Raw genomic sequence first — 17,345 nt, 5'->3', positions numbered from 1 at the left:
TTCGATGCGTCGCTTGATGCGTCGCTTGATCCGCCACTTACTCAGTGCTGCAAAACAACTCGGCCCGTCGCGCGATGGCACTGACGGGCCGTCCCAGCGTTTGCGGAAACCTTATTCGACGTGCGCGACACCGCCCGCCAACACCGCCCCGCCCGGCACTTCCTTGGGCAACGCCCACGACATCCAGTGCGTGCGCAAGACGACCACCAGCACGAACGCCACGCCCGCCAGTGCACCGAACGTGGCAAAACCCATCTGATAGCTGCCCGTCGACTCCTTCGCCATGCCCATGATCACCGGCAGATAAAAGCCGCCGATACCACCGGCCGCGCCGATGATGCCCGACATCAGGCCGGTCTTGCCTTGCCAGCGCTGCGGCACCAACTGGAACGTCGCACCGTTGCCCAGCCCGAAGCACAGGTACATCACCACCAGCAGTGCAATACCGGCGCCTTGCGGCGGCATCCACGCGGCAAACACGAAGTCGCAGATCGAAATCGCGGCAAGCAGCAGCACCAGCGCACGCACGCCCGAAATCTTGTCGGCGACCAGCCCGCCGATCGGGCGCACCAACGCGCCGAGGAACGCGAGCAACGCCATGAACAAGCCGGCCTCGATGCGTTGCATGCCGTACAGCGCGATGAGCAGCGTGCTCACGTACGACGACATACCGACGAAGCCGCCGAACGTGATGCTGTAGACCAGCATGATGACCCACGTATCGCGCTCACCCAGCACGCCACGATAGTGGCGCGGCAACACGGCGATGGCGAGCAACGCACCGAGCACCGGCAGCAGCAGCACGCCCGCCTTGCCTTCGCCAAACGCACCGGCATGCACGCACAACACCAGTGCCACGAGACCGAACACCGTAATGAAGAAGCTCGTGAACGCGCGCGGCGCACTGCCCGACTTCACGCCCTGATCCTTGGCCCAGAACACGAGCGCGAGCGCGGCAAGCGCCAGCAGCGGCAGTGCAGCGCCTGCGGCACGAGCCCAGCCGAACTGTTCGGCAAGCCCCGGGAACATGAAGCCGTCGAGCACCGCGCCGATATTGCCGGCCGCCGCCAGCCCGAGCACGAGGCCCTGCACCTTCGGCGGATAGTTGCTGCCCGCCATCGGCAAGGCCACCGCGAAGCTCGCGCCGCCGATACCGAGGAACACGCCCAACACGAGCAGCAACGTGTACGACGGCGTACCCGGCATGAGCAACAGCACCACCGACGGAATTGCCGACAGCGTGAGCCCCATCAACGCGATCTTGCGGCCGTCGAAGGCCTGATAGAGATTGCCCAGTGTCACGCGCAGAATCGCCGCGCCAAGCACCGGCACGGCCACGAGAAAGCCGGTCTGCGCCGGTGTCATCGCGATGTCTTTGCCGATGAACGGGGCCAGCGGGCCGAGCATCACCCAGACGGTAAAGCCCGTGTCGAAGTAAAGAAAACACGCAACCAGCGCGCGCCAGTTGCCACTTTTCAACGATTGCGTGAGCGTGCTCATGGGAACCCTCGTGTTCGTATGCCAAAAAAAAGGCGTCCCGAAGCGATATGCCTGTGAGCAGGCCTATTGCCTCGGGACGCCGTTGCCCCGAATGCCCCGCTCTCGCGAGGCCGTTCATGCGGTGCAGAAAATTCGCTTGTCTTCACTCAGCCGCCATTGGCCTTATGCAAGGATTAGCAATTGGCGTGCCATGGGGAGGCCGGCGATGCGAAGAATTCGCCGTGAAGGCCGTGCATCATGGCTTTCGAGGCATTGCCTGAGATGAAGGAACACATGCGGCTGCTGTTTTCAGCAGCGAAACACTGCGCCGGGCATGACATCACAACGGGCACAATGCCGCATCGCGATGCGGCGGCGCACCATTGACGTGCATTTCCGTGCAAACCGTGGCTTGACGTGGCTTAACTTGCGTCGGGCTGATAGTCGAGGGCAATGGCGGGGCAATCGCCCAGCGACATGCGGGTGGCCGCGAATGGGCGCGGCCCGTCCGGCAACTCCATCACGAGCATCGAATCGACAGAGCCCACCGAACGGCCAACGGGCGGCACCGTCAGCGTGTACATCGCACTTCTGACGTGTGCCGATGTCCAGAGATCCCGGTCGTAATAGCTGTCGCTCCGGGCAACGGCCTGCCACCGCACGTGCGCCGCCGGCTGCAGGAAAGTGTCCTGCATCGAGCGCAGTACGTCGTAGCGTCGGTGCTTGGCGACATGCACGGCGACGCCGACGATGCGCCCATCGCGTAGCGCAACGCAAACCGGCTGAACCACGCTGAAAACTTCGAATCGCGCCAGATCGAGCCGGTCCACGACGATATTCTCGTCGGTGCCCAACGGGCTGCCGATGCGTTCACTGGTCAGATGACGAAAGCATGCCCTGCCGTCCGGCCCCTGATAGCTGCGCTGGAGACTCCCTGCTGCGCTCGGGCATTCGGGCACATCGAGACGTTCACCCAACCGGTAGTCGACTAGTTCTGCACCATCGGCATTCGGGTGCAGCAGCGACAACGCGGGGGGCAAGGTGCTGACACGGTCATGGTCCCGCGAGCTCAAATAGACAACGAGCAGCACGAAAAGCACGGAGACGATCGCCACCGTCACCACACACATCACCAGAGTGGCGAGCAGATTTTCTCGAAACATCCGGGCCAGTATTGACCCGATCAGGGCGAACTTGGCGATCACGAGCATAGCTGGGACGACAGACATCTCCCGCGTCGAGATCACAAGAACCGCAAGCCCAAGCGCGATCAACATGATCGTGCTGTAGTACACACCGTCCGACGCCCCGTTCTCGCGCCGCCGCTGCCACCAGATCAGCAGGGCTTCCCATTTTGCGTTCATCGTGATCGACCTCGCTTGTCTCAACGATCTTGTCGGTCCCTCTTGTGCACCTGACATCGGCATTCAGGCGCTGCTTATCATGCGCCGCGCCGTACTCGGCGACAAGCGACGCCCGGCGGCGATTCCCGAGGACTTCCTCCAAGCAGTGAATCGCGAACCCGGGCGGGCGCATTACAGTTCGCGCCCCATCGGTCGTTAAGCCAATCAGGCTGACGGTTCGCCAATGCGGCGGTTGGCGACAACAACATTCTGGGGAAATCACGCGTGCATCGCTTGTCTCGCTTTCTTCTTTGCGTGGCATTGGCCACCCTCGGCTTTCCCTCGTTCACCCCTTTGTTTGCTGCGCCAGCCTCGGGCAATGCGCTGCCGGATCAGGACGCCATGACCCGGCAGGTCGACGCCGCTTCGCTCGCCAAGTATCGCGAGATCGTCGCCACGCTCGATGCCTCGGCTCGCGCCCGCCCCGCAGACTCGGCGCTCGCGTTGGCGCGCTGTCAGTTCATCCAGAACTACGCGTGGTCCGAGGACTCGCACTGGACCGAGCAGGCGCAGGCGGACCTCAAGTCCTGCCGGCAAACGCTGAAAGACAAATTCAGCAACGCGCCGGAAGTGGCGCTGTATCTGCTGCAAGGTGTCTACGGCAAAGAGGCCGTCGAGCAAGGCATGGCGCTTCTGCCCAACGCCAGACAATGGCCGCCGCAGGATCGCGCCCGCCTGCACGCCGCGCTCGCCAACGCCTACGAAGCCGTTCAGGACAAGCGCAACGCGGGTATACAGGCCGTCGACGCCGCCGAGTTATCACCGGAAACGCCCGTGCTGTTGATCGCCGTGCGCCACCTCGCCATGACCGGCGACAAGCGACAGGCGAAGCGTTTGTTGATGGACGCCCCGGCGCCGAAGGTGCCTTGGATGGCCAGCGGGCGCATCAACACGGCCCACGATGTGCTGCCGGGCACGACCGCCCGCGATCTGCTGGTTCGCATGCAGGAAGCCGGCCTCAAAATCGATCCTTATACGAGCGCGCGTGCCTACCTTCAGGCGGGTGACGTCGCCAGCGCCCAACGTGCGCTGTCCGAATCCAAACCCGGCGGCCCCGAGACAACGCAACTCCGTGCGCTGCGCCTCTCGGTCGGCCTCGCCGCCCGTGACGGCCGTGCGGCAGCGGCGGCGATTCAGTCCTCGCTCGAACACGACACCGGCAACCGCTGGCAACTCGCACGCTCGTATGCCGTCCTGCTGATGATCGATCCGGGCGCCGCCATGCGTCCGGTCTTCGCGACGCTGCTGTTGACGCTGTTGGCCACCGGTGTTTGCATCGTGTTGGCGCCGGGCCTTCTGATGTTCCCGGCCCACTACGTCGGCACGGTAAGGGCGCGCAAGGGCCGTCCGCCCGCGGCGATCTTCGAGCGCATCGGCTTGCGCCACGCGTGGTATGCACTGGCCGTGTTCTGCTTCGCCTCGTGGGTGGTTCCCGCCCTCGTCATCGGACAGATCGCGCCACCGCCCGCCGTTTTGGGCACGGGCACCGGCGTGCCGCCCCCGCAACCGACGCTGGCCATCGCTCACTTCATCACGCTCGGCGTCATCGCGCTGGCACTGGCGCGTATGGTCTGGCGCTTCGGCTGGCGTCAGTGGCTCGGCTCAGGTCCATGGAAAGCGCGTTGGTTCATCTGGCCAGCCGTGCTGCTTGTCTTCGCCGCGCTCAGCGCATGGGTGTTCGCACGCCACGCGTTCCCCACAGCCCCCCAAACCGTGAACGATTTCATCGTGCGCAGTGCAACGCAGTTGGGCGGCCCCGGGCTGGCGTTGCTGCTGATCGCGGTGGTGGTGCCCTTCGTCGAAGAGTTCGTCTTCCGCGGATGCCTGCTCGGCGGCCTGACCCGCCATATGAGCTTCGTTGCAGCCAACGTCTGGCAGGCACTCATCTTCGCGTCCGTTCACGTTGATGCGAAGCATTTCCTGTTCTTCTTTGTGTTCGGCCTCACGACCGGATGGCTCGCGAAGAAGACCCACGGCCTGAGCGCGTCCATTACGATGCACGCCATCAACAACACGATTTTCGTTTTGATGGTGCTCGCCCGGGGATAGCGAAGGCACCGGAAATATTGGGTGACGGTGGCGAGTGAATGGCGAGTGCATTCGAGAGGGTGCGTGGGCGATAATCTGTGCACTGGCGGCCCTCCCCGGCCGCCGTCCGGACTTTGCCAATGAACGCCAAGCTCTTTCCGCATCTGGTTCGCTTCCACCCCCGGCTGCTCATCGCTATTGCTATCGGCGTGCTGGTCGGCATCTTCGTGCAGGGGCATTTCAGCCCGGTCACGCGCACGTTGATTGGCTGGAACGCGGGCGCGTGGTCGTATCTGGCGATGATCTGGTTCATGATGGTCACCGCGCCCAAGCGCAGCATCGAGCGCTTTGCCGAACAAGAAGATCAGAGCGCGGTGATCGTGCTCACGGTGGTCTGCCTGTCGGCGCTGGCAAGTGTGGTGGCGATCGTGCATGAACTGGCGAACGCCAAGAGTGGCGTGCCGCATCAGGCGTCGGAACACGTGCTGTTTGCCGCCGCGACACTCATCGCCGGCTGGTTTCTCGTGCCGACGATCTACACGCTGCATTACGCCCGCCTGTACTTCACCGATACCGAATCGCCTTACGCCTTGGTCTGGCCCGATCGCGACTGCGACCCGGACTACTGGGACTTCCTGTATTTCTCGTTCACCATTGCCGTCGCCTCGCAAACCGCCGACATCGGTCTCTCCTCGCGCCGCATGCGTCGCGCCACGCTCGCGCAGGCCATCCTCTCGTTCTTCTTCAATCTTGCCGTCCTGGGCCTGTCGATCAATATCGGGGCCAGCTTGCTCAGTTGAGCCCTGCCCCGTGTGACATGACGTCGCACGGGGTGCCGACATAAATTCCTTATAAAACATACAAATAGCTAGCTATTTGATGAATCGCTGTGGCGCGTCATTGCGCCACATGCGACGACTTGTCACGCGTGCTGCAATGCAGCAAGCCCTACTATGTACGCAAACAGATGGTGAAATACCATCAATAAATACATACAAGACAGGGCCATCTACTTACATAGAGCGCATCATGACAGTCGTTCCCGAAGCTCTCGACCTCGCGCGCATTCAGTTTGCGTTCACGGTCTCGTTTCACATCGTGTTCCCCGCCGTCTCCATCGGGCTGGCCAGCTTTATCGCCGTGCTCGAAGGCATGTGGCTCAAGACACGCCAGCAGCACTATCTCGACCTGTGCAAGTTCTGGTCGAAGGCCTTCGCCGTGTGTTTCGGCATGGGCGTGGTCTCCGGTGTGGTGATGGCGTATCAGTTCGGCACCAACTGGTCAGGCTTCTCAAGCTTTGCCGGTGCCGTGACCGGGCCGCTGCTGACTTATGAAGTGATGACCGCCTTCTTTCTCGAAGCCGGCTTCCTCGGCATCATGCTTTTCGGGTGGAACCGCGTCAGCCCGCGTGCGCACTTCGGCGCGACGTTGTGCGTGGCCGTCGGCACGCTGATTTCCACGTTCTGGATTCTCGCGTCGAATAGCTGGATGCAGACCCCGCAGGGTTACGAAATCGTCGACGGGCGCGTGGTGGTGCTGTCGTGGTGGGACGTGATCTTCAACCCGTCGTTTCCGTATCGTCTGGCGCACATGAGCATTGCCGCGTTCGTGGTGGCCGCGCTGGTCGTCGCGGGCACCGGCGCATGGCATCTGCTGCGCGGGCGTCGCGACCCGGCGGTGAAGACGATGTTCTCGATGGCGATGTGGCTGCTGCTGATCTTCGCGCCGCTGCAAGCGTTCGTGGGTGACCTGCACGGTCTGAACACGCGTGAGCATCAACCGGCCAAGCTCGCGGCCATGGAAGGGCTGTGGGAGACCAAGACCGGCGGCACACCGCTCAACCTCTTCGGCTGGCCCGACATGAAGGCCGAGACCACGCGCTATGCCGTGGAAGTGCCGCATTTGGCCAGCCTGATCCTCACGCATAGCTGGGACGGCGAGATTCGTGGCCTGAAGGAGTTCCCGAAGGACGAACGGCCTAACGTACCGCTGGTGTTCTGGAGTTTTCGCGTGATGGTTGGCCTCGGCCTCGCGATGATCGCCGTGGCCATCGCCGCCGTGTGGCTGCGCCGGCGCGGCAAGCTGTTCACGTCACGCGGTTTCGCTCGCGCCGTGCTGTGGCTCTCGCCGACCGGTTTTATCGCACTGCTCGCCGGCTGGGTCACGACCGAAGCGGGACGTCAGCCGTGGGTGGTCTACGGCGTGATGCGCACCGCCAACGCGCTCTCGCCCGTGAGCGCACAACAGGTGCAGGTGTCGCTGCTGGTGCTGGTGATCGCGTACTTCCTCGTGTTCGGCACAGGCATCTATTACCTGCTGAAGATCTTGCGCGGCGGCCCCGATTCGGCTGACACCCCGGACCCGCAGCGCAAGCCGCCCGACGCCCCGCTCGCCATTGCTTACTGATGATTGACGCGCGTTCTGAACGCGATCGACACCCGCCAACTCGAGAACTCTCATGGATCTGACCTTAGCCTGGGCCGCCATCATCGCGCTCGGCCTCTTTCTCTACGTCGTGCTCGACGGCTTCGACCTCGGCATTGGCATCCTCTTCCCGTTCTTTCCCGACGCCAGCGAACGCGACGTCATGATGCATTCGGTCGCCCCCGTGTGGGACGGCAACGAGACGTGGCTCGTACTGGGTGGCGCAGGCCTGCTCGCCGCATTCCCGATGGTGTATTCGGTGTTGCTCTCCGCGCTCTATCTCCCGCTGGTGTTCATGCTGGTCTGCCTGATCTTTCGCGGCGTGGCGTTCGAGATTCGCGGCAAGTCGCGACGCACACGGCAATGGTGGGATCTCGCTTTTATCGGCGGTTCGGCAGGCGCAACGTTCTTTCAGGGTGTGGCACTGGGTGCGTATCTGTCGGGCATTCCCGTGGAGAACGGTCAGTTCTCGGGCGATGCCTTCGCATGGCTGACCGCCTTCAATTTGTTCACGGGGCTGGGTCTGCTCATCACCTATGCGTTGCTGGGCGCCTGCTGGCTCATCGGCAAGACGCAAGGCGATTTGCAGCGCCGTCTGCGCACGCTCGCGTGGCCGCTCACGCTGGCGCTGGTCGGCACGATGGTGATCGTCTCGTTCTGGACGCCGCTGCGTCTGCCGCTCGTGGCCGAACGCTGGTTCGACGGCGAATGGTTCTGGCGCATGCTGCCGGTGCCGTTCCTCGTGGCCGGCGCCACGTTCGTGATGCGCCGTGTGCTCCGGCGCGCCCATGACGCCACGCCGTTCTGGCTCGCCATCGGTCTCGTGTTTCTCGGCTACAGCGGGCTGCTCATCAGCGCGTATCCGTACGCGATTCTGCCGGGCGTCACGCTGTGGGAGGCCGCGGCCCCCGCATCGAGCCTGTCATTCACGCTGTGGGGCGCAGCGTTCATCATTCCGGTGATCCTCGGCTACACGATGCTGGCGTACTGGGTCTTTCGCGGCAAGGTGGCACACGATGCGCACTATCACTGATCTCACGCGGCCCGCCGTGCGGCGCGATCGCGAACGCCAAGACGTGACAGCCACATCCGTCGACACCCCGGCATGGCGGCAAATGCTGGTTCGCTGGGGGTGGTTTGTCGCTCTCTGGTGTGCGGGTGTAGCGGGCACGGCGCTGCTTGCACTACCATTCAAGCTCATCATTGCTTCCGCCAAATGAGGAGGGAACGCCCATGAATCTGATGTTTGAAGTCCCCGGACTGTCCAGCCGCAAGCCCTTCGTCACCCGCCGCCACGCCAGCGCGATGGCGATGGCGCTGACCTTCGGTGTGCTGGCGGCAGGCGCGAGCGTCGCACAAGCGGCCGAAGGTATGAGCGTGTCGTCCAGCGCATTCCCCGATAACGGCATGCTGCCCGCCGCACACGCGGGGCTTGGCGAATGCGGCGGTCAGAACATCAGCCCGCCCGTCGAGTGGAAGCAACTGCCGCAAGGCACGCGCAGCGTCGTCGTGACGATGAAAGACCCGGACGGGGCCAAGGGCGGCGGTGTGGTGCATTGGCTCGCCTACAACATCCCGGCTACGGCCACCGGACTGGCGGCCGGTGCAGGCAACGAAACGACCGCACAGGTCACCGTCGGCAAGAACATCAGCGGCGCCACCGCCTATCGCGGCGCCTGCCCGCCCGTGGGCGACGCGCCGCATCACTACATCATCAGCGTAACGGCCACCGATCTCGAACCGGGCCGCCTGCCGCCGGGCCTCGATGCCAACGGCCTGACGGCTGCGCTCGCCGGTCATACGCTCAACGGCTCGACGATCGTCGCCCGCTACGCACGATAGCGGTCACGGATGGCGGCGACGCAACATCAGCCGCACATGAAAAAAGCGCCGACCCGGGCAATCCGGTCGGCGCTTTTTGCTGATGCGTCGGCTGACTTTGTGAGTCGCGTTACTTGTCGCGTGCCAGCGCGAGAAATTCCGTGCGAAGTGCAAGGTTCGGCTGCAATTCGCCGAGCATCGACGACGTCACCGTTTCTTCGCCCGCCGTGCGAATGCCACGGCTTTCCATGCACATGTGGCGGCACGACACCACCACGCCGACCGCCTTCGGTTGCAGGTGCGTCATCAACGCATCGGCGATCTGCACGGTCAGACGCTCCTGCACCTGCAAGCGGCGCGCAAAGCAATCGACCAGTCGCGTGAGCTTCGAGAGCCCCACGATCTTGCCGTTCGGCAAATAGCCGATGGTCGCCTTGCCGAAGAATGGCGCGAGGTGGTGTTCGCAATGGCTATAGACAGGAATACCGCGCACGACGATCAATTCGTTGTATTGCTCTGCGCCGTCTTCAAAGACCTTGAGGACTTCGGCCGGGTCTTGCCCATAGCCGGACGTCCATTGACGCCATGCCTTGCTCACGCGGGCAGGCGTTTCGTGCAGGCCGGGGCGGTCCGGGTCTTCGCCGAGATGTTTGAGGAATCGCTTCCAGTCGTTTTCGTCGAACGTGTCGTGAGACATAAAAATCAAGCTCCTTGCATGAGGTCCGGCACGCTGCGCCCTGACGGCACGCGCCCCCGTGCGCTACCGGATATGTGCGCACAATAGCAGAGAGTCCCGGCCCGCGCATGGACAGCCCTTCGGTCTCGACGCACAGCCCCGCTTGCCCGAATTGCGGCAGCACGCGCTTTTGCGCTAAGGTGGCAGCGGACAACCGCCTGGTCCGGGACGCGCGACCAGAGACACGAGACGCATCATGCCGGGAGAGACCCCCATGAGCACCAACGTGATGACCGTTGCCGCACTGGCCGCCCTGCTGGCGCTCACCGGGTGCGGCGATAACGGCACCAAGCCGTGGCAGGGCTATGCCGAAGGCGAGTTCGTCAACGTGGCCTCGTCGCAAGCCGGCACGTTGCAGAAACTCTCGGTCGCACGCGGCCAGCAGGTCAAGGCCGGTGACGGGCTCTTCGATCTCGAATCCACTTATGAACTGGCCGCACAGGCCCACGCACGCGAAACGCTCGCGAGTGCGCAAGCCCAGTTGCGTGACCTCTACACCGGCAAGCGCCCCGACGAAATTGCCGTCTCACAGGCGCAGATCACGCAAGCCATCGCCACGCGCGATAAGGCGGTCGCGCAATTCGACCGCGATCAGGCGCAGTACGCCGCCGGTGGCATCTCACGTGAACAACTCGACGCGAGCCGCGCCGATGCCCGCAGCAGCGTGGCCCACGTGCAGGAGTTGCAAAGCAGTCTCGCCGTAGCACGGCTGCCCGGACGCGAGGCGCAACGTCAGGCGCAAGCGGCACAGGTCGACGTGGCGCGTGCATCGCTCGCGCAGGCCGACTGGCAACTCGCGCAGAAGCACCCCGTGGCCACGGCTGCCGGGCGCGTGTACGACACGATGTACCGCGTCGGCGAATGGGTGAATGCAGGCAGCCCCGTCGTGCGCCTGCTGCCGCCGCAGAACATCAAGGTGCGCTTCTTCGTCCCCGAGTCGGCACTGGGCAGTTTGCAGGCCGGCCAGGCCGTGCATATCGCCTGTGACGGGTGCGGTGCCGGTGTCGACGCCCGCATCACGTATGTCGCCAGCGAAGCGGAATACACACCGCCCGTGATCTACAGCAACGATACGCGCGACAAGCTCGTGTACATGGTCGAGGCGCATCCGGCGCCGGCAGACGCGATCAAGCTCAACCCGGGGCAGCCGGTGCAGGTGAGCCGGCCATGAGCGCCGCCCCGGCACCGCACGCGCGTGACGATTCGCTCGCCATCGATGTGAATGGCCTGAACAAGCATTTCGGCGACAAACACGTCGTCAAGGACGTTTCGCTGCAAGTGCGGCGCGGCGAAATCTTCGGCTTTCTCGGCCCGAACGGCAGTGGCAAGACCACGTGTATCCGCATGATGTGCGGGTTGCTCACGCCCGACTCGGGCAGCGGCACCTGTCTGGGCTACGACATCGTGCGCGAGAGTGCGCAGATCAAGCGCGAAGTCGGCTACATGACGCAGCGCTTCTCTTACTGGGAAGACCTGACGATTCGCGAGAATCTCGATTTCGTCGCCCGCGTGTACGGCATGCCGAATCGCCGTGAAGCCGTCGACCGCGCCATCGAGAATCTGGGCTTGAAAGGCCGCGCGAAACAACTCACCGGCTCGCTCTCCGGCGGCTGGAAACAACGGCTCGCGCTGGCCGCGTGCATGTTGCACGAACCGCGCGTATTGCTGCTCGACGAACCGACCGCCGGGGTCGACCCGACCGCCCGGCGCGACTTCTGGGAAGAACTGCACGAGTTGGCCGCGAAAGGCATCTCAGTCCTCGTGAGCACGCATTACATGGATGAGGCCGAGCGCTGCCACAAGCTCGCCTACATCTCGTACGGGGAGTTGCTCGCGCAAGGCACGGCGGCCGAGGTCATCGAAAGCCAGCATCTGTCCACGTGGACCGTGCACGGCGACAACCTTGTCGATCTGGCGCGCGAGCTGCGCGAACAACCGGGTGTAGCGCAAACCGTCGCGTTCGGCAGCGCTTTGCACGTCAGCGGTCAGGATGCTGCCGCACTGGAGAAAACGCTGCGCGCGCAGGCTGGCGCCAAGGGCCTCACGGTCACGCCCATCGACACCAGCCTCGAAGACGTGTTTATCTATCTGATGAGCCACGCGAAAGACAACTTCGGAGACGACGCATGAACGCGACGTTCGGGTTCTCGCTCTCGCGCTGGTGGAGCATCGTGTGCAAGGAGTTTTTGCAACTGCGGCGCGACCGGGTGACGTTCGCCATGATCATCGGCGTGCCGCTCGTGCAACTCACACTCTTCGGCTTTGCGATCAATACCGATCCGAAGCACATGCCCACCGCTGCGCTGATTCACGACAACAGTGAATTCACGCGGAGCTTCGTGGCCGCGATGGAGCATTCCGAATACTTCCGTTTTACCGAAACGCTCGACAGCGAAGAAGCCGGGCGTACCGCGCTCGCGCAGGGACGGGTGCAGTTCGTGGTGAACATTCCCGCCGATTTCACACGTCGTCTGCTGCGCGGTGAGCGCCCTGCGCTACTCGTGGAAGCCGACGCCACCGACCCGATGGCCATGGCCTCGGCACTCGGTGCCCTGCCGGCGATTGCGCAGTCGGTTGCACAAAAGGACCTGACAGGCGGGCTTGCCTCGCTCGCGGGCGGTCAGAGCGCGTTCGACGTGCAAGTGCACCGGCTCTATAACGCCGAGGGCATCACGCAATACAACATCATTCCCGGGCTCATGGGCGTCATTCTGACCATGACGCTCGCGATGATGACCGGCCTCGCCATCGTGCGCGAACGCGAGCGCGGCACCATGGAGAACCTGCTCGCTACGCCCGTGCTGCCCATCGAAGTGATGCTGGGCAAGATCGTGCCGTACATCGCCATCGGCCTGATTCAGGCAACCATCATCCTGCTCGCCGCACGGTTCGTGTTTCACGTACCGTTCGTGGGCAGCGTGATCGCGATCTATCTGTCGGCGCTGGTGTTCATCGCGGCGAATCTTACCGTTGGCATCACGGTGTCGTCGTTCGCACAGAACCAGTTGCAGGCGATGCAACTCACGGTCTTCTACTTCTTGCCGAACATGCTGCTGTCGGGTTTCATGTTCCCGTTTCGGGGCATGCCTGAGTGGGCGCAAGCCATCGGCAACGTGCTGCCCCTCACGTACTTCAACCGGCTGATTCGCGGCATTCTGCTCAAAGGCAACGGCTGGGGCGACGCTTGGCACGATCTGTGGCCGCTGCTGGTCTTCTCCGCCGTGCTGATGACCGTGGCCGTGAAGTTCTACAAACGCACGCTCGACTGAGGCCACCATGCGCATAATTCGAGTGAGCCCATTTAGCCGAATTCAACCCCGTACCGCTGCCACCATGCTGGCAGGCGCCGTGTTGCTGAGCGCCTGCGCCGTTGGCCCCGACTTCAGGACGCCCACGCCGCCCGATGCCACGCAGTACACGACCGGCGCTGCCCCGCTGACGACGGCAAGTGCCGACAGCAGGCAGGGCGAGGCGCAGACCTTCACGCCCGATGCGAACGTGCCGCTCGACTGGTGGACCCGCTTCGGTTCGCCTACGCTCGATGCCCTCGTGGCGCAGGCGTTTGCCGACAGTCCCACGCTGAAGCAGGCCGAGGCCAAGTTGCGTCAGGCGCAGGAGGATTTTCGTGGGCAGTCGGGTGCACGGCTGCTGCCGTCGGCGGACCTCAAGCTCTCGGCCACGCGTGAACAGGTCGATCTGCAATCGATGGGCATCACCGGCGTGCCGAACCCGGGGCCGTTCACGCTCTACAACGCGAGCATCGATATCTCGTACACGCTCGACGTGTTCGGTGGCACGCGCCGGGCGCTTGAAGGTCTGGCTGCGCAAGTCGACTACCAGCGCTTCGAGCTTGAAGCGGCACGGCTGACGTTGGCGGGCAATGTCGTGACGGCGGCACTGCGCCAAGCCACGCTGCGCGCCCAGCTTTCGGCGCTGGAAGGCATGTTGAGCTCGCAACAGGCGCAACTCGACATCACACAGGCGCGCCAGCGCGCAGGCGGCGTTGCCGTGCTCGACGTGCAGAATCAGGCCGCGCTCGTCGCGCAGTCGCAGGCGCAATTGCCGCCGCTGCGCTTGCAGATTGCGCAATACGATCACCAACTGGCGCGATGGCTCGGCAAGCCGCCGGGTGCCTTCACGTCGCCTGCCATTGATCTCACTTCGTTGCGTTTGCCGCAGACCGTACCGGTAGCAATACCCTCGACGCTCGCGCAGCGACGCCCCGATATTCGCGCCGCCGAAGCGATGTTGCACAAGGCGAGCGCCGACGTGGGCGTGGCCACGGCCAACCTGTATCCGCAGTTCACGCTCTCGGGCAGCTTCGGCACGCAGCGCATGCGCATGGCCGATCTCGGCGATGGCATCAATATCTGGAGTATCGGCATGAACCTGTTGCAGCCGATCTTTCGGGGCGGGGAATTGCGTGCACAGCGACGCTCGGCCGTGGCCGCCTACGACGCGGCACTGGCGTCGTATCAGGACACGGTGCTGCTCGGTCTTGCCCAAGTGGCCGATGCGATGCGCGCGCTTGAAGCCGATGCGAATACGCTCTCCGCAAGGGCCGACGCTGCGAAGCGCACCGAGACGGCTTACCGAATCGCCGCCGATCGCTATCGCGTTGGCGGCATCAGTCATCTCTCGTTGCTCGACGCACAACGTCAGGCGCTGGATGCCACACGCGCCCAACTTGAATCACAAGGCGCACGACTGGCAGACACTGCGGCGCTCTGGCAGGCGTTGGGCGGTGGTGTGACAGATGCAGCGAACGCAACGAGTGCAGCGGCCACGCCAGATCAGAAGTGACGCGTCGACGCCCGCTTATCCGCGCGACTGCGCCTCGTCGGTCAGGCATTTCACCAGCGCTGCCACCGGTTCGCGCTTGAGCGCTGACTGACGCGCCAGCACCCCCAGCTCGCGGGTCAGCGGCACGCCGCTTAGCGGCAAGACCTGCACACCGGCCGCGGCCGTCTTTCCTGTGGCCACGCCGTCGCCCGGCAAGCCGATCAACGTCGCGGGCACCATCGCCCAGCCAAGCCGCGCGCGCACCATGCGCAAGATGACTTCGGGTTCATCCAGCTCAACGCCCTCGCGCACCCACAGCCGATGGCGGCGCAGATATCGCTCGACCAGATCGCCGCCGTACGAGCGCCGGTTGTAGCGCACGAACGGCAGCGCCACCGCCCAGTCGGCCACAGTGCCACGCGTGCCCTTGGGCGCGATGGCGACATACGGCTCGTGCATCAGCGTGATCCACTTCATGTCGGCCGGCACGCCGATGCGCGGGCGGATCATCACGGCCAGATCGAGTTCGCGCGCGTCGATCTGCGCGAGCAACTGCACCGACATGCCGGGCACGATGTTCAGATGCGGCAATGCCGGTGCCAATGACGCCGGTGACCCAGCGCTCGTCGAGGCCCCGGCCAATCTGGATGCCCCCGCCGACCAGCGTTGAATCGCGCCGGGCAACAGCCCCAGTTGCACGGTCAGAATGGCGCCGATATGGATGGGTGCCAGCGCCGCCTGCGCGCCCTGCGCCCCGGCTTCCCCGCGCATCGACTGATAGGCCGACACGACACCCTGCGCCTGCGCGAGCAAACGCCGACCGTCGTCGGAGAGCGACACCGCGCGTCCCGTGCGCTCGAAGAGCAGGACACCAAGATCGTCCTCCAGCCGCTGGATCTGCGCGCTCACGGCGGACTGCGTCAAACCGAGACGCGCCCCCGCCGCCGAGAACGAGGCGGTTTCGGCTGCCGTGACAAAGGTTTTGAGGTATCGGATCATGAATCGAAATTTTTGATGCTGAGTCGTCGAATTATTCGTTTCTTATTATTTTTATCGATGGATAGAATTTACCGCAAATAGGCTGCGCCGTCTGGCGGGCCGATTTCGACGCACGGCGCCGCCTTTTCCACACCCCGCCGCCGAAGCGCCGTTCAACCCCACATTGCACCGGAGACCTTTATGGCCACGCCCCTGTTCCACCTCGCCTTCCCCGTCGATAACCTCGAAGCCGCCCGCCGCTTCTACGGCGGCGTGATGGGCTGCCCCGAAGGCCGCAGCTCGGATCACTGGATCGATTTCGATTTCTTCGGCCATCAACTGGTCGCACACCTCTCGCCGGATGAAGCCGGCAAGCGCATCACCAACCCGGTCGACGGCGATGAAGTTCCGGTTCCGCATTTCGGCGTTATCCTTGACATGCCCGCGTGGCATGCGCTCGCCGAGCGTCTGCGCGCGGCAGGCACCCGTTTCGTGATCGAACCGCATGTGCGCTTTGCCGGGCAAGTGGGCGAGCAAGCCACGCTGTTCTTCTACGACCCGGCCGGCAACGCGCTGGAGTTCAAGGCGTTTGCCGATCTGTCGCAGGTGTTTGCCAAGTAATCCGCGGGGACCATTTCCAGAGTTTCCGAAGTTTTCATAACGCCACGAGTTTTCTCATGAGCCAATTCGTCATTTCGCCGGCGCCGCAGGCGTCGGTTGCAGTTGCCGGCAGCGATGCCCGGTTCCCCGTGCGCCGCGTGTTCTGCGTGGGCCGTAACTACGCCGCGCACGCGCGTGAGATGGGCAGCAACCCGGATCGCGAACCGCCGTTCTTCTTCATGAAGCCCGCCGATGCCGTGGTGGCTGCCGAGGGCACGCTGCCCTACCCGCCGCTCACCAGCGAGCTGCACCATGAGATCGAGCTGGTCGTGGCCATTGGCGCCGACGGCGAGAACGTGGACGCTTCGCAGGCCCTCTCGCTCGTGTGGGGGTATGGCGTGGGTGTCGACCTGACGCGTCGCGATCTGCAACAGCAGGCAAAGGACACGCGCCGTCCGTGGGACTGGGGCAAGGCGTTCGACGCCTCGGCGCCGTGCGGCCCGCTGCATGCCGTGGCCGAAGTGGGTCATCCCAAGGACGGCCGTGTGTGGCTCGACGTGAACGGTGACAACCGTCAGGTCGGCGATCTGAATGAGCTGATCTGGTCGGTGCCCGATCTCATCGCCGAAATCTCGCGCAGCGTGAAGCTGGTGGCAGGCGACCTGATCTTCACCGGCACCCCCGCCGGTGTCGGTCCGCTCGAACCGGGCGACAAGGTCACCGCAGGCGTCGCGGGGGTGGGCGAGATCACCTTCACCGTCGGCAAGAAACCGGCCGCCTGAGCTCACATCACGTCGCATCACGTCACATCAATGCAGGGCTGTTACACCGGGGGCACGCCCCCGATTGGCGGCCCCGCGTATTGAGCGTGTCGCCAATGATCCGGGGGCGGCTTTCGCCTGCGGATCATTGCGCCAAGGATATCCACAACTACTGTTGATAACCCTTTGCATAACTATGCATGTGTCGGCGCAAATGCCCGTCGGCATTGGGTGTCAAGTGCATTGCCTAATTTGCCGTCACTGGCACGAACAATCGTGACGCGCGCCCTGTCGCAGCACCCGGATACCACCTCCGGCTCAAGTCCCCCCGCC

General features: G+C 64.0%; 16 protein-coding genes. 12 read left to right on the top strand and 4 right to left on the bottom strand.

Annotated elements, in window-relative coordinates:
* Positions 1 to 111: 111 nt before the first annotated feature.
* Positions 112 to 1,500, bottom strand: a complete 1,389-nt coding sequence (locus AT302_RS08375) for an MFS transporter (protein WP_058378045.1) — start codon at positions 1,498 to 1,500, stop codon at positions 112 to 114.
* Positions 1,501 to 1,737: 237 nt separating this feature from the next.
* Here AT302_RS08375 and AT302_RS28255 point away from each other — a divergent pair, with 237 nt between their 5' ends.
* Positions 1,738 to 1,866, top strand: coding sequence for a hypothetical protein (locus tag AT302_RS28255; protein ID WP_257786046.1), 129 nt, complete (start codon positions 1,738 to 1,740; stop codon positions 1,864 to 1,866).
* Positions 1,867 to 1,901: 35 nt separating this feature from the next.
* Here AT302_RS28255 and AT302_RS08370 read toward each other — a convergent pair whose 3' ends face one another.
* Complete coding sequence (locus AT302_RS08370; RefSeq protein ID WP_058378044.1) at positions 1,902 to 2,843, bottom strand: hypothetical protein; 942 nt, start codon at positions 2,841 to 2,843, stop codon at positions 1,902 to 1,904.
* A 264-nt stretch (positions 2,844 to 3,107) separates the two neighbouring features.
* Here AT302_RS08370 and AT302_RS08360 point away from each other — a divergent pair, with 264 nt between their 5' ends.
* The 5 genes from AT302_RS08360 to AT302_RS08340 all read left to right on the top strand — a co-directional run bounded on the left by AT302_RS08360 (position 3,108) and on the right by AT302_RS08340 (position 9,176).
* Positions 3,108 to 4,931 (top strand): CPBP family intramembrane glutamic endopeptidase, encoded by a 1,824-nt coding sequence (locus AT302_RS08360; protein ID WP_157125727.1) that lies wholly within the window; start codon positions 3,108 to 3,110, stop codon positions 4,929 to 4,931.
* Positions 4,932 to 5,050: 119 nt separating this feature from the next.
* Positions 5,051 to 5,710: a DUF1345 domain-containing protein gene (locus AT302_RS08355; RefSeq protein WP_058378041.1), complete on the top strand. Its 660-nt coding sequence runs from the start codon at positions 5,051 to 5,053 to the stop codon at positions 5,708 to 5,710.
* 229 nt (positions 5,711 to 5,939) lie between these two features.
* Positions 5,940 to 7,316 carry a cytochrome ubiquinol oxidase subunit I gene (locus AT302_RS08350; protein WP_058378040.1) on the top strand — a complete coding sequence of 459 codons (1,377 nt, stop codon included), beginning with the start codon at positions 5,940 to 5,942 and terminating at the stop codon, positions 7,314 to 7,316.
* 52 nt (positions 7,317 to 7,368) lie between these two features.
* A complete protein-coding gene (gene cydB / locus AT302_RS08345; protein ID WP_058378039.1) occupies positions 7,369 to 8,367 on the top strand; it encodes a cytochrome d ubiquinol oxidase subunit II in 999 nt (332 codons plus the stop codon).
* A 200-nt stretch (positions 8,368 to 8,567) separates the two neighbouring features.
* Entirely contained in the window at positions 8,568 to 9,176 is a 609-nt protein-coding gene (locus AT302_RS08340; protein ID WP_237172097.1) for a YbhB/YbcL family Raf kinase inhibitor-like protein, read from the top strand.
* Positions 9,177 to 9,285: 109 nt separating this feature from the next.
* On the opposite strand, the gene folE is transcribed toward AT302_RS08340, so the two are convergent.
* Entirely contained in the window at positions 9,286 to 9,852 is a 567-nt protein-coding gene (folE, locus tag AT302_RS08335; protein WP_058378038.1) for a GTP cyclohydrolase I FolE, read from the bottom strand.
* A gap of 253 nt (positions 9,853 to 10,105) precedes the next feature.
* Here folE and AT302_RS08330 point away from each other — a divergent pair, with 253 nt between their 5' ends.
* Genes AT302_RS08330 through AT302_RS08315 form a run of 4 tightly spaced genes read left to right on the top strand, consistent with a single transcriptional unit; the run spans position 10,106 to position 14,694 of the window.
* Positions 10,106 to 11,062, top strand: a complete 957-nt coding sequence (locus AT302_RS08330; protein WP_058378037.1) for an HlyD family secretion protein — start codon at positions 10,106 to 10,108, stop codon at positions 11,060 to 11,062.
* Positions 11,059 to 12,021 carry an ABC transporter ATP-binding protein gene (locus AT302_RS08325; protein ID WP_058378036.1) on the top strand — a complete coding sequence of 321 codons (963 nt, stop codon included), beginning with the start codon at positions 11,059 to 11,061 and terminating at the stop codon, positions 12,019 to 12,021. Before AT302_RS08330 ends, AT302_RS08325 begins: the two co-directional genes overlap by 4 nt.
* Entirely contained in the window at positions 12,018 to 13,160 is a 1,143-nt protein-coding gene (locus AT302_RS08320; RefSeq protein ID WP_058378035.1) for an ABC transporter permease, read from the top strand. The genes AT302_RS08325 and AT302_RS08320 overlap by 4 nt, the downstream gene beginning before the upstream one ends.
* Before the next feature lie 7 nt (positions 13,161 to 13,167).
* On the top strand, positions 13,168 to 14,694 hold the full coding sequence (locus AT302_RS08315) for an efflux transporter outer membrane subunit (RefSeq protein ID WP_084656098.1): 1,527 nt from the start codon (positions 13,168 to 13,170) through the stop codon (positions 14,692 to 14,694).
* A gap of 15 nt (positions 14,695 to 14,709) precedes the next feature.
* On the opposite strand, the gene AT302_RS08310 is transcribed toward AT302_RS08315, so the two are convergent.
* Complete coding sequence (locus AT302_RS08310) at positions 14,710 to 15,672, bottom strand: LysR family transcriptional regulator (protein WP_058378033.1); 963 nt, start codon at positions 15,670 to 15,672, stop codon at positions 14,710 to 14,712.
* 180 nt (positions 15,673 to 15,852) lie between these two features.
* Here AT302_RS08310 and AT302_RS08305 point away from each other — a divergent pair, with 180 nt between their 5' ends.
* Positions 15,853 to 16,272, top strand: a complete 420-nt coding sequence (locus AT302_RS08305) for a VOC family protein (protein WP_058378032.1) — start codon at positions 15,853 to 15,855, stop codon at positions 16,270 to 16,272.
* A gap of 56 nt (positions 16,273 to 16,328) precedes the next feature.
* A complete protein-coding gene (locus AT302_RS08300) occupies positions 16,329 to 17,033 on the top strand; it encodes a fumarylacetoacetate hydrolase family protein (RefSeq protein ID WP_058378031.1) in 705 nt (234 codons plus the stop codon).
* Positions 17,034 to 17,345 lie beyond the last annotated feature (312 nt).

It is taken from the genome of Pandoraea norimbergensis, assembly GCF_001465545.3.
GTDB lineage: Bacteria > Pseudomonadota > Gammaproteobacteria > Burkholderiales > Burkholderiaceae > Pandoraea > Pandoraea norimbergensis.
This window is presented reverse-complemented; position numbering and strand designations above follow the sequence as displayed.

Coding starts and splice junctions, on each gene's coding strand:
- AT302_RS08375 (WP_058378045.1), bottom strand. CDS start 1,500: ATGAGCACGCTCACGCAATCGTTGAAAAGTGGCAACTGGCGCGCGCTG.
- AT302_RS28255 (WP_257786046.1), top strand. CDS start 1,738: ATGGCTTTCGAGGCATTGCCTGAGATGAAGGAACACATGCGGCTGCTG.
- AT302_RS08370 (WP_058378044.1), bottom strand. CDS start 2,843: ATGAACGCAAAATGGGAAGCCCTGCTGATCTGGTGGCAGCGGCGGCGC.
- AT302_RS08355 (WP_058378041.1), top strand. CDS start 5,051: ATGAACGCCAAGCTCTTTCCGCATCTGGTTCGCTTCCACCCCCGGCTG.
- AT302_RS08350 (WP_058378040.1), top strand. CDS start 5,940: ATGACAGTCGTTCCCGAAGCTCTCGACCTCGCGCGCATTCAGTTTGCG.
- cydB (WP_058378039.1), top strand. CDS start 7,369: ATGGATCTGACCTTAGCCTGGGCCGCCATCATCGCGCTCGGCCTCTTT.
- AT302_RS08340 (WP_237172097.1), top strand. CDS start 8,568: ATGAATCTGATGTTTGAAGTCCCCGGACTGTCCAGCCGCAAGCCCTTC.
- folE (WP_058378038.1), bottom strand. CDS start 9,852: ATGTCTCACGACACGTTCGACGAAAACGACTGGAAGCGATTCCTCAAA.
- AT302_RS08330 (WP_058378037.1), top strand. CDS start 10,106: ATGAGCACCAACGTGATGACCGTTGCCGCACTGGCCGCCCTGCTGGCG.
- AT302_RS08325 (WP_058378036.1), top strand. CDS start 11,059: ATGAGCGCCGCCCCGGCACCGCACGCGCGTGACGATTCGCTCGCCATC.
- AT302_RS08320 (WP_058378035.1), top strand. CDS start 12,018: ATGAACGCGACGTTCGGGTTCTCGCTCTCGCGCTGGTGGAGCATCGTG.
- AT302_RS08315 (WP_084656098.1), top strand. CDS start 13,168: ATGCGCATAATTCGAGTGAGCCCATTTAGCCGAATTCAACCCCGTACC.
- AT302_RS08310 (WP_058378033.1), bottom strand. CDS start 15,672: ATGATCCGATACCTCAAAACCTTTGTCACGGCAGCCGAAACCGCCTCG.
- AT302_RS08305 (WP_058378032.1), top strand. CDS start 15,853: ATGGCCACGCCCCTGTTCCACCTCGCCTTCCCCGTCGATAACCTCGAA.
- AT302_RS08300 (WP_058378031.1), top strand. CDS start 16,329: ATGAGCCAATTCGTCATTTCGCCGGCGCCGCAGGCGTCGGTTGCAGTT.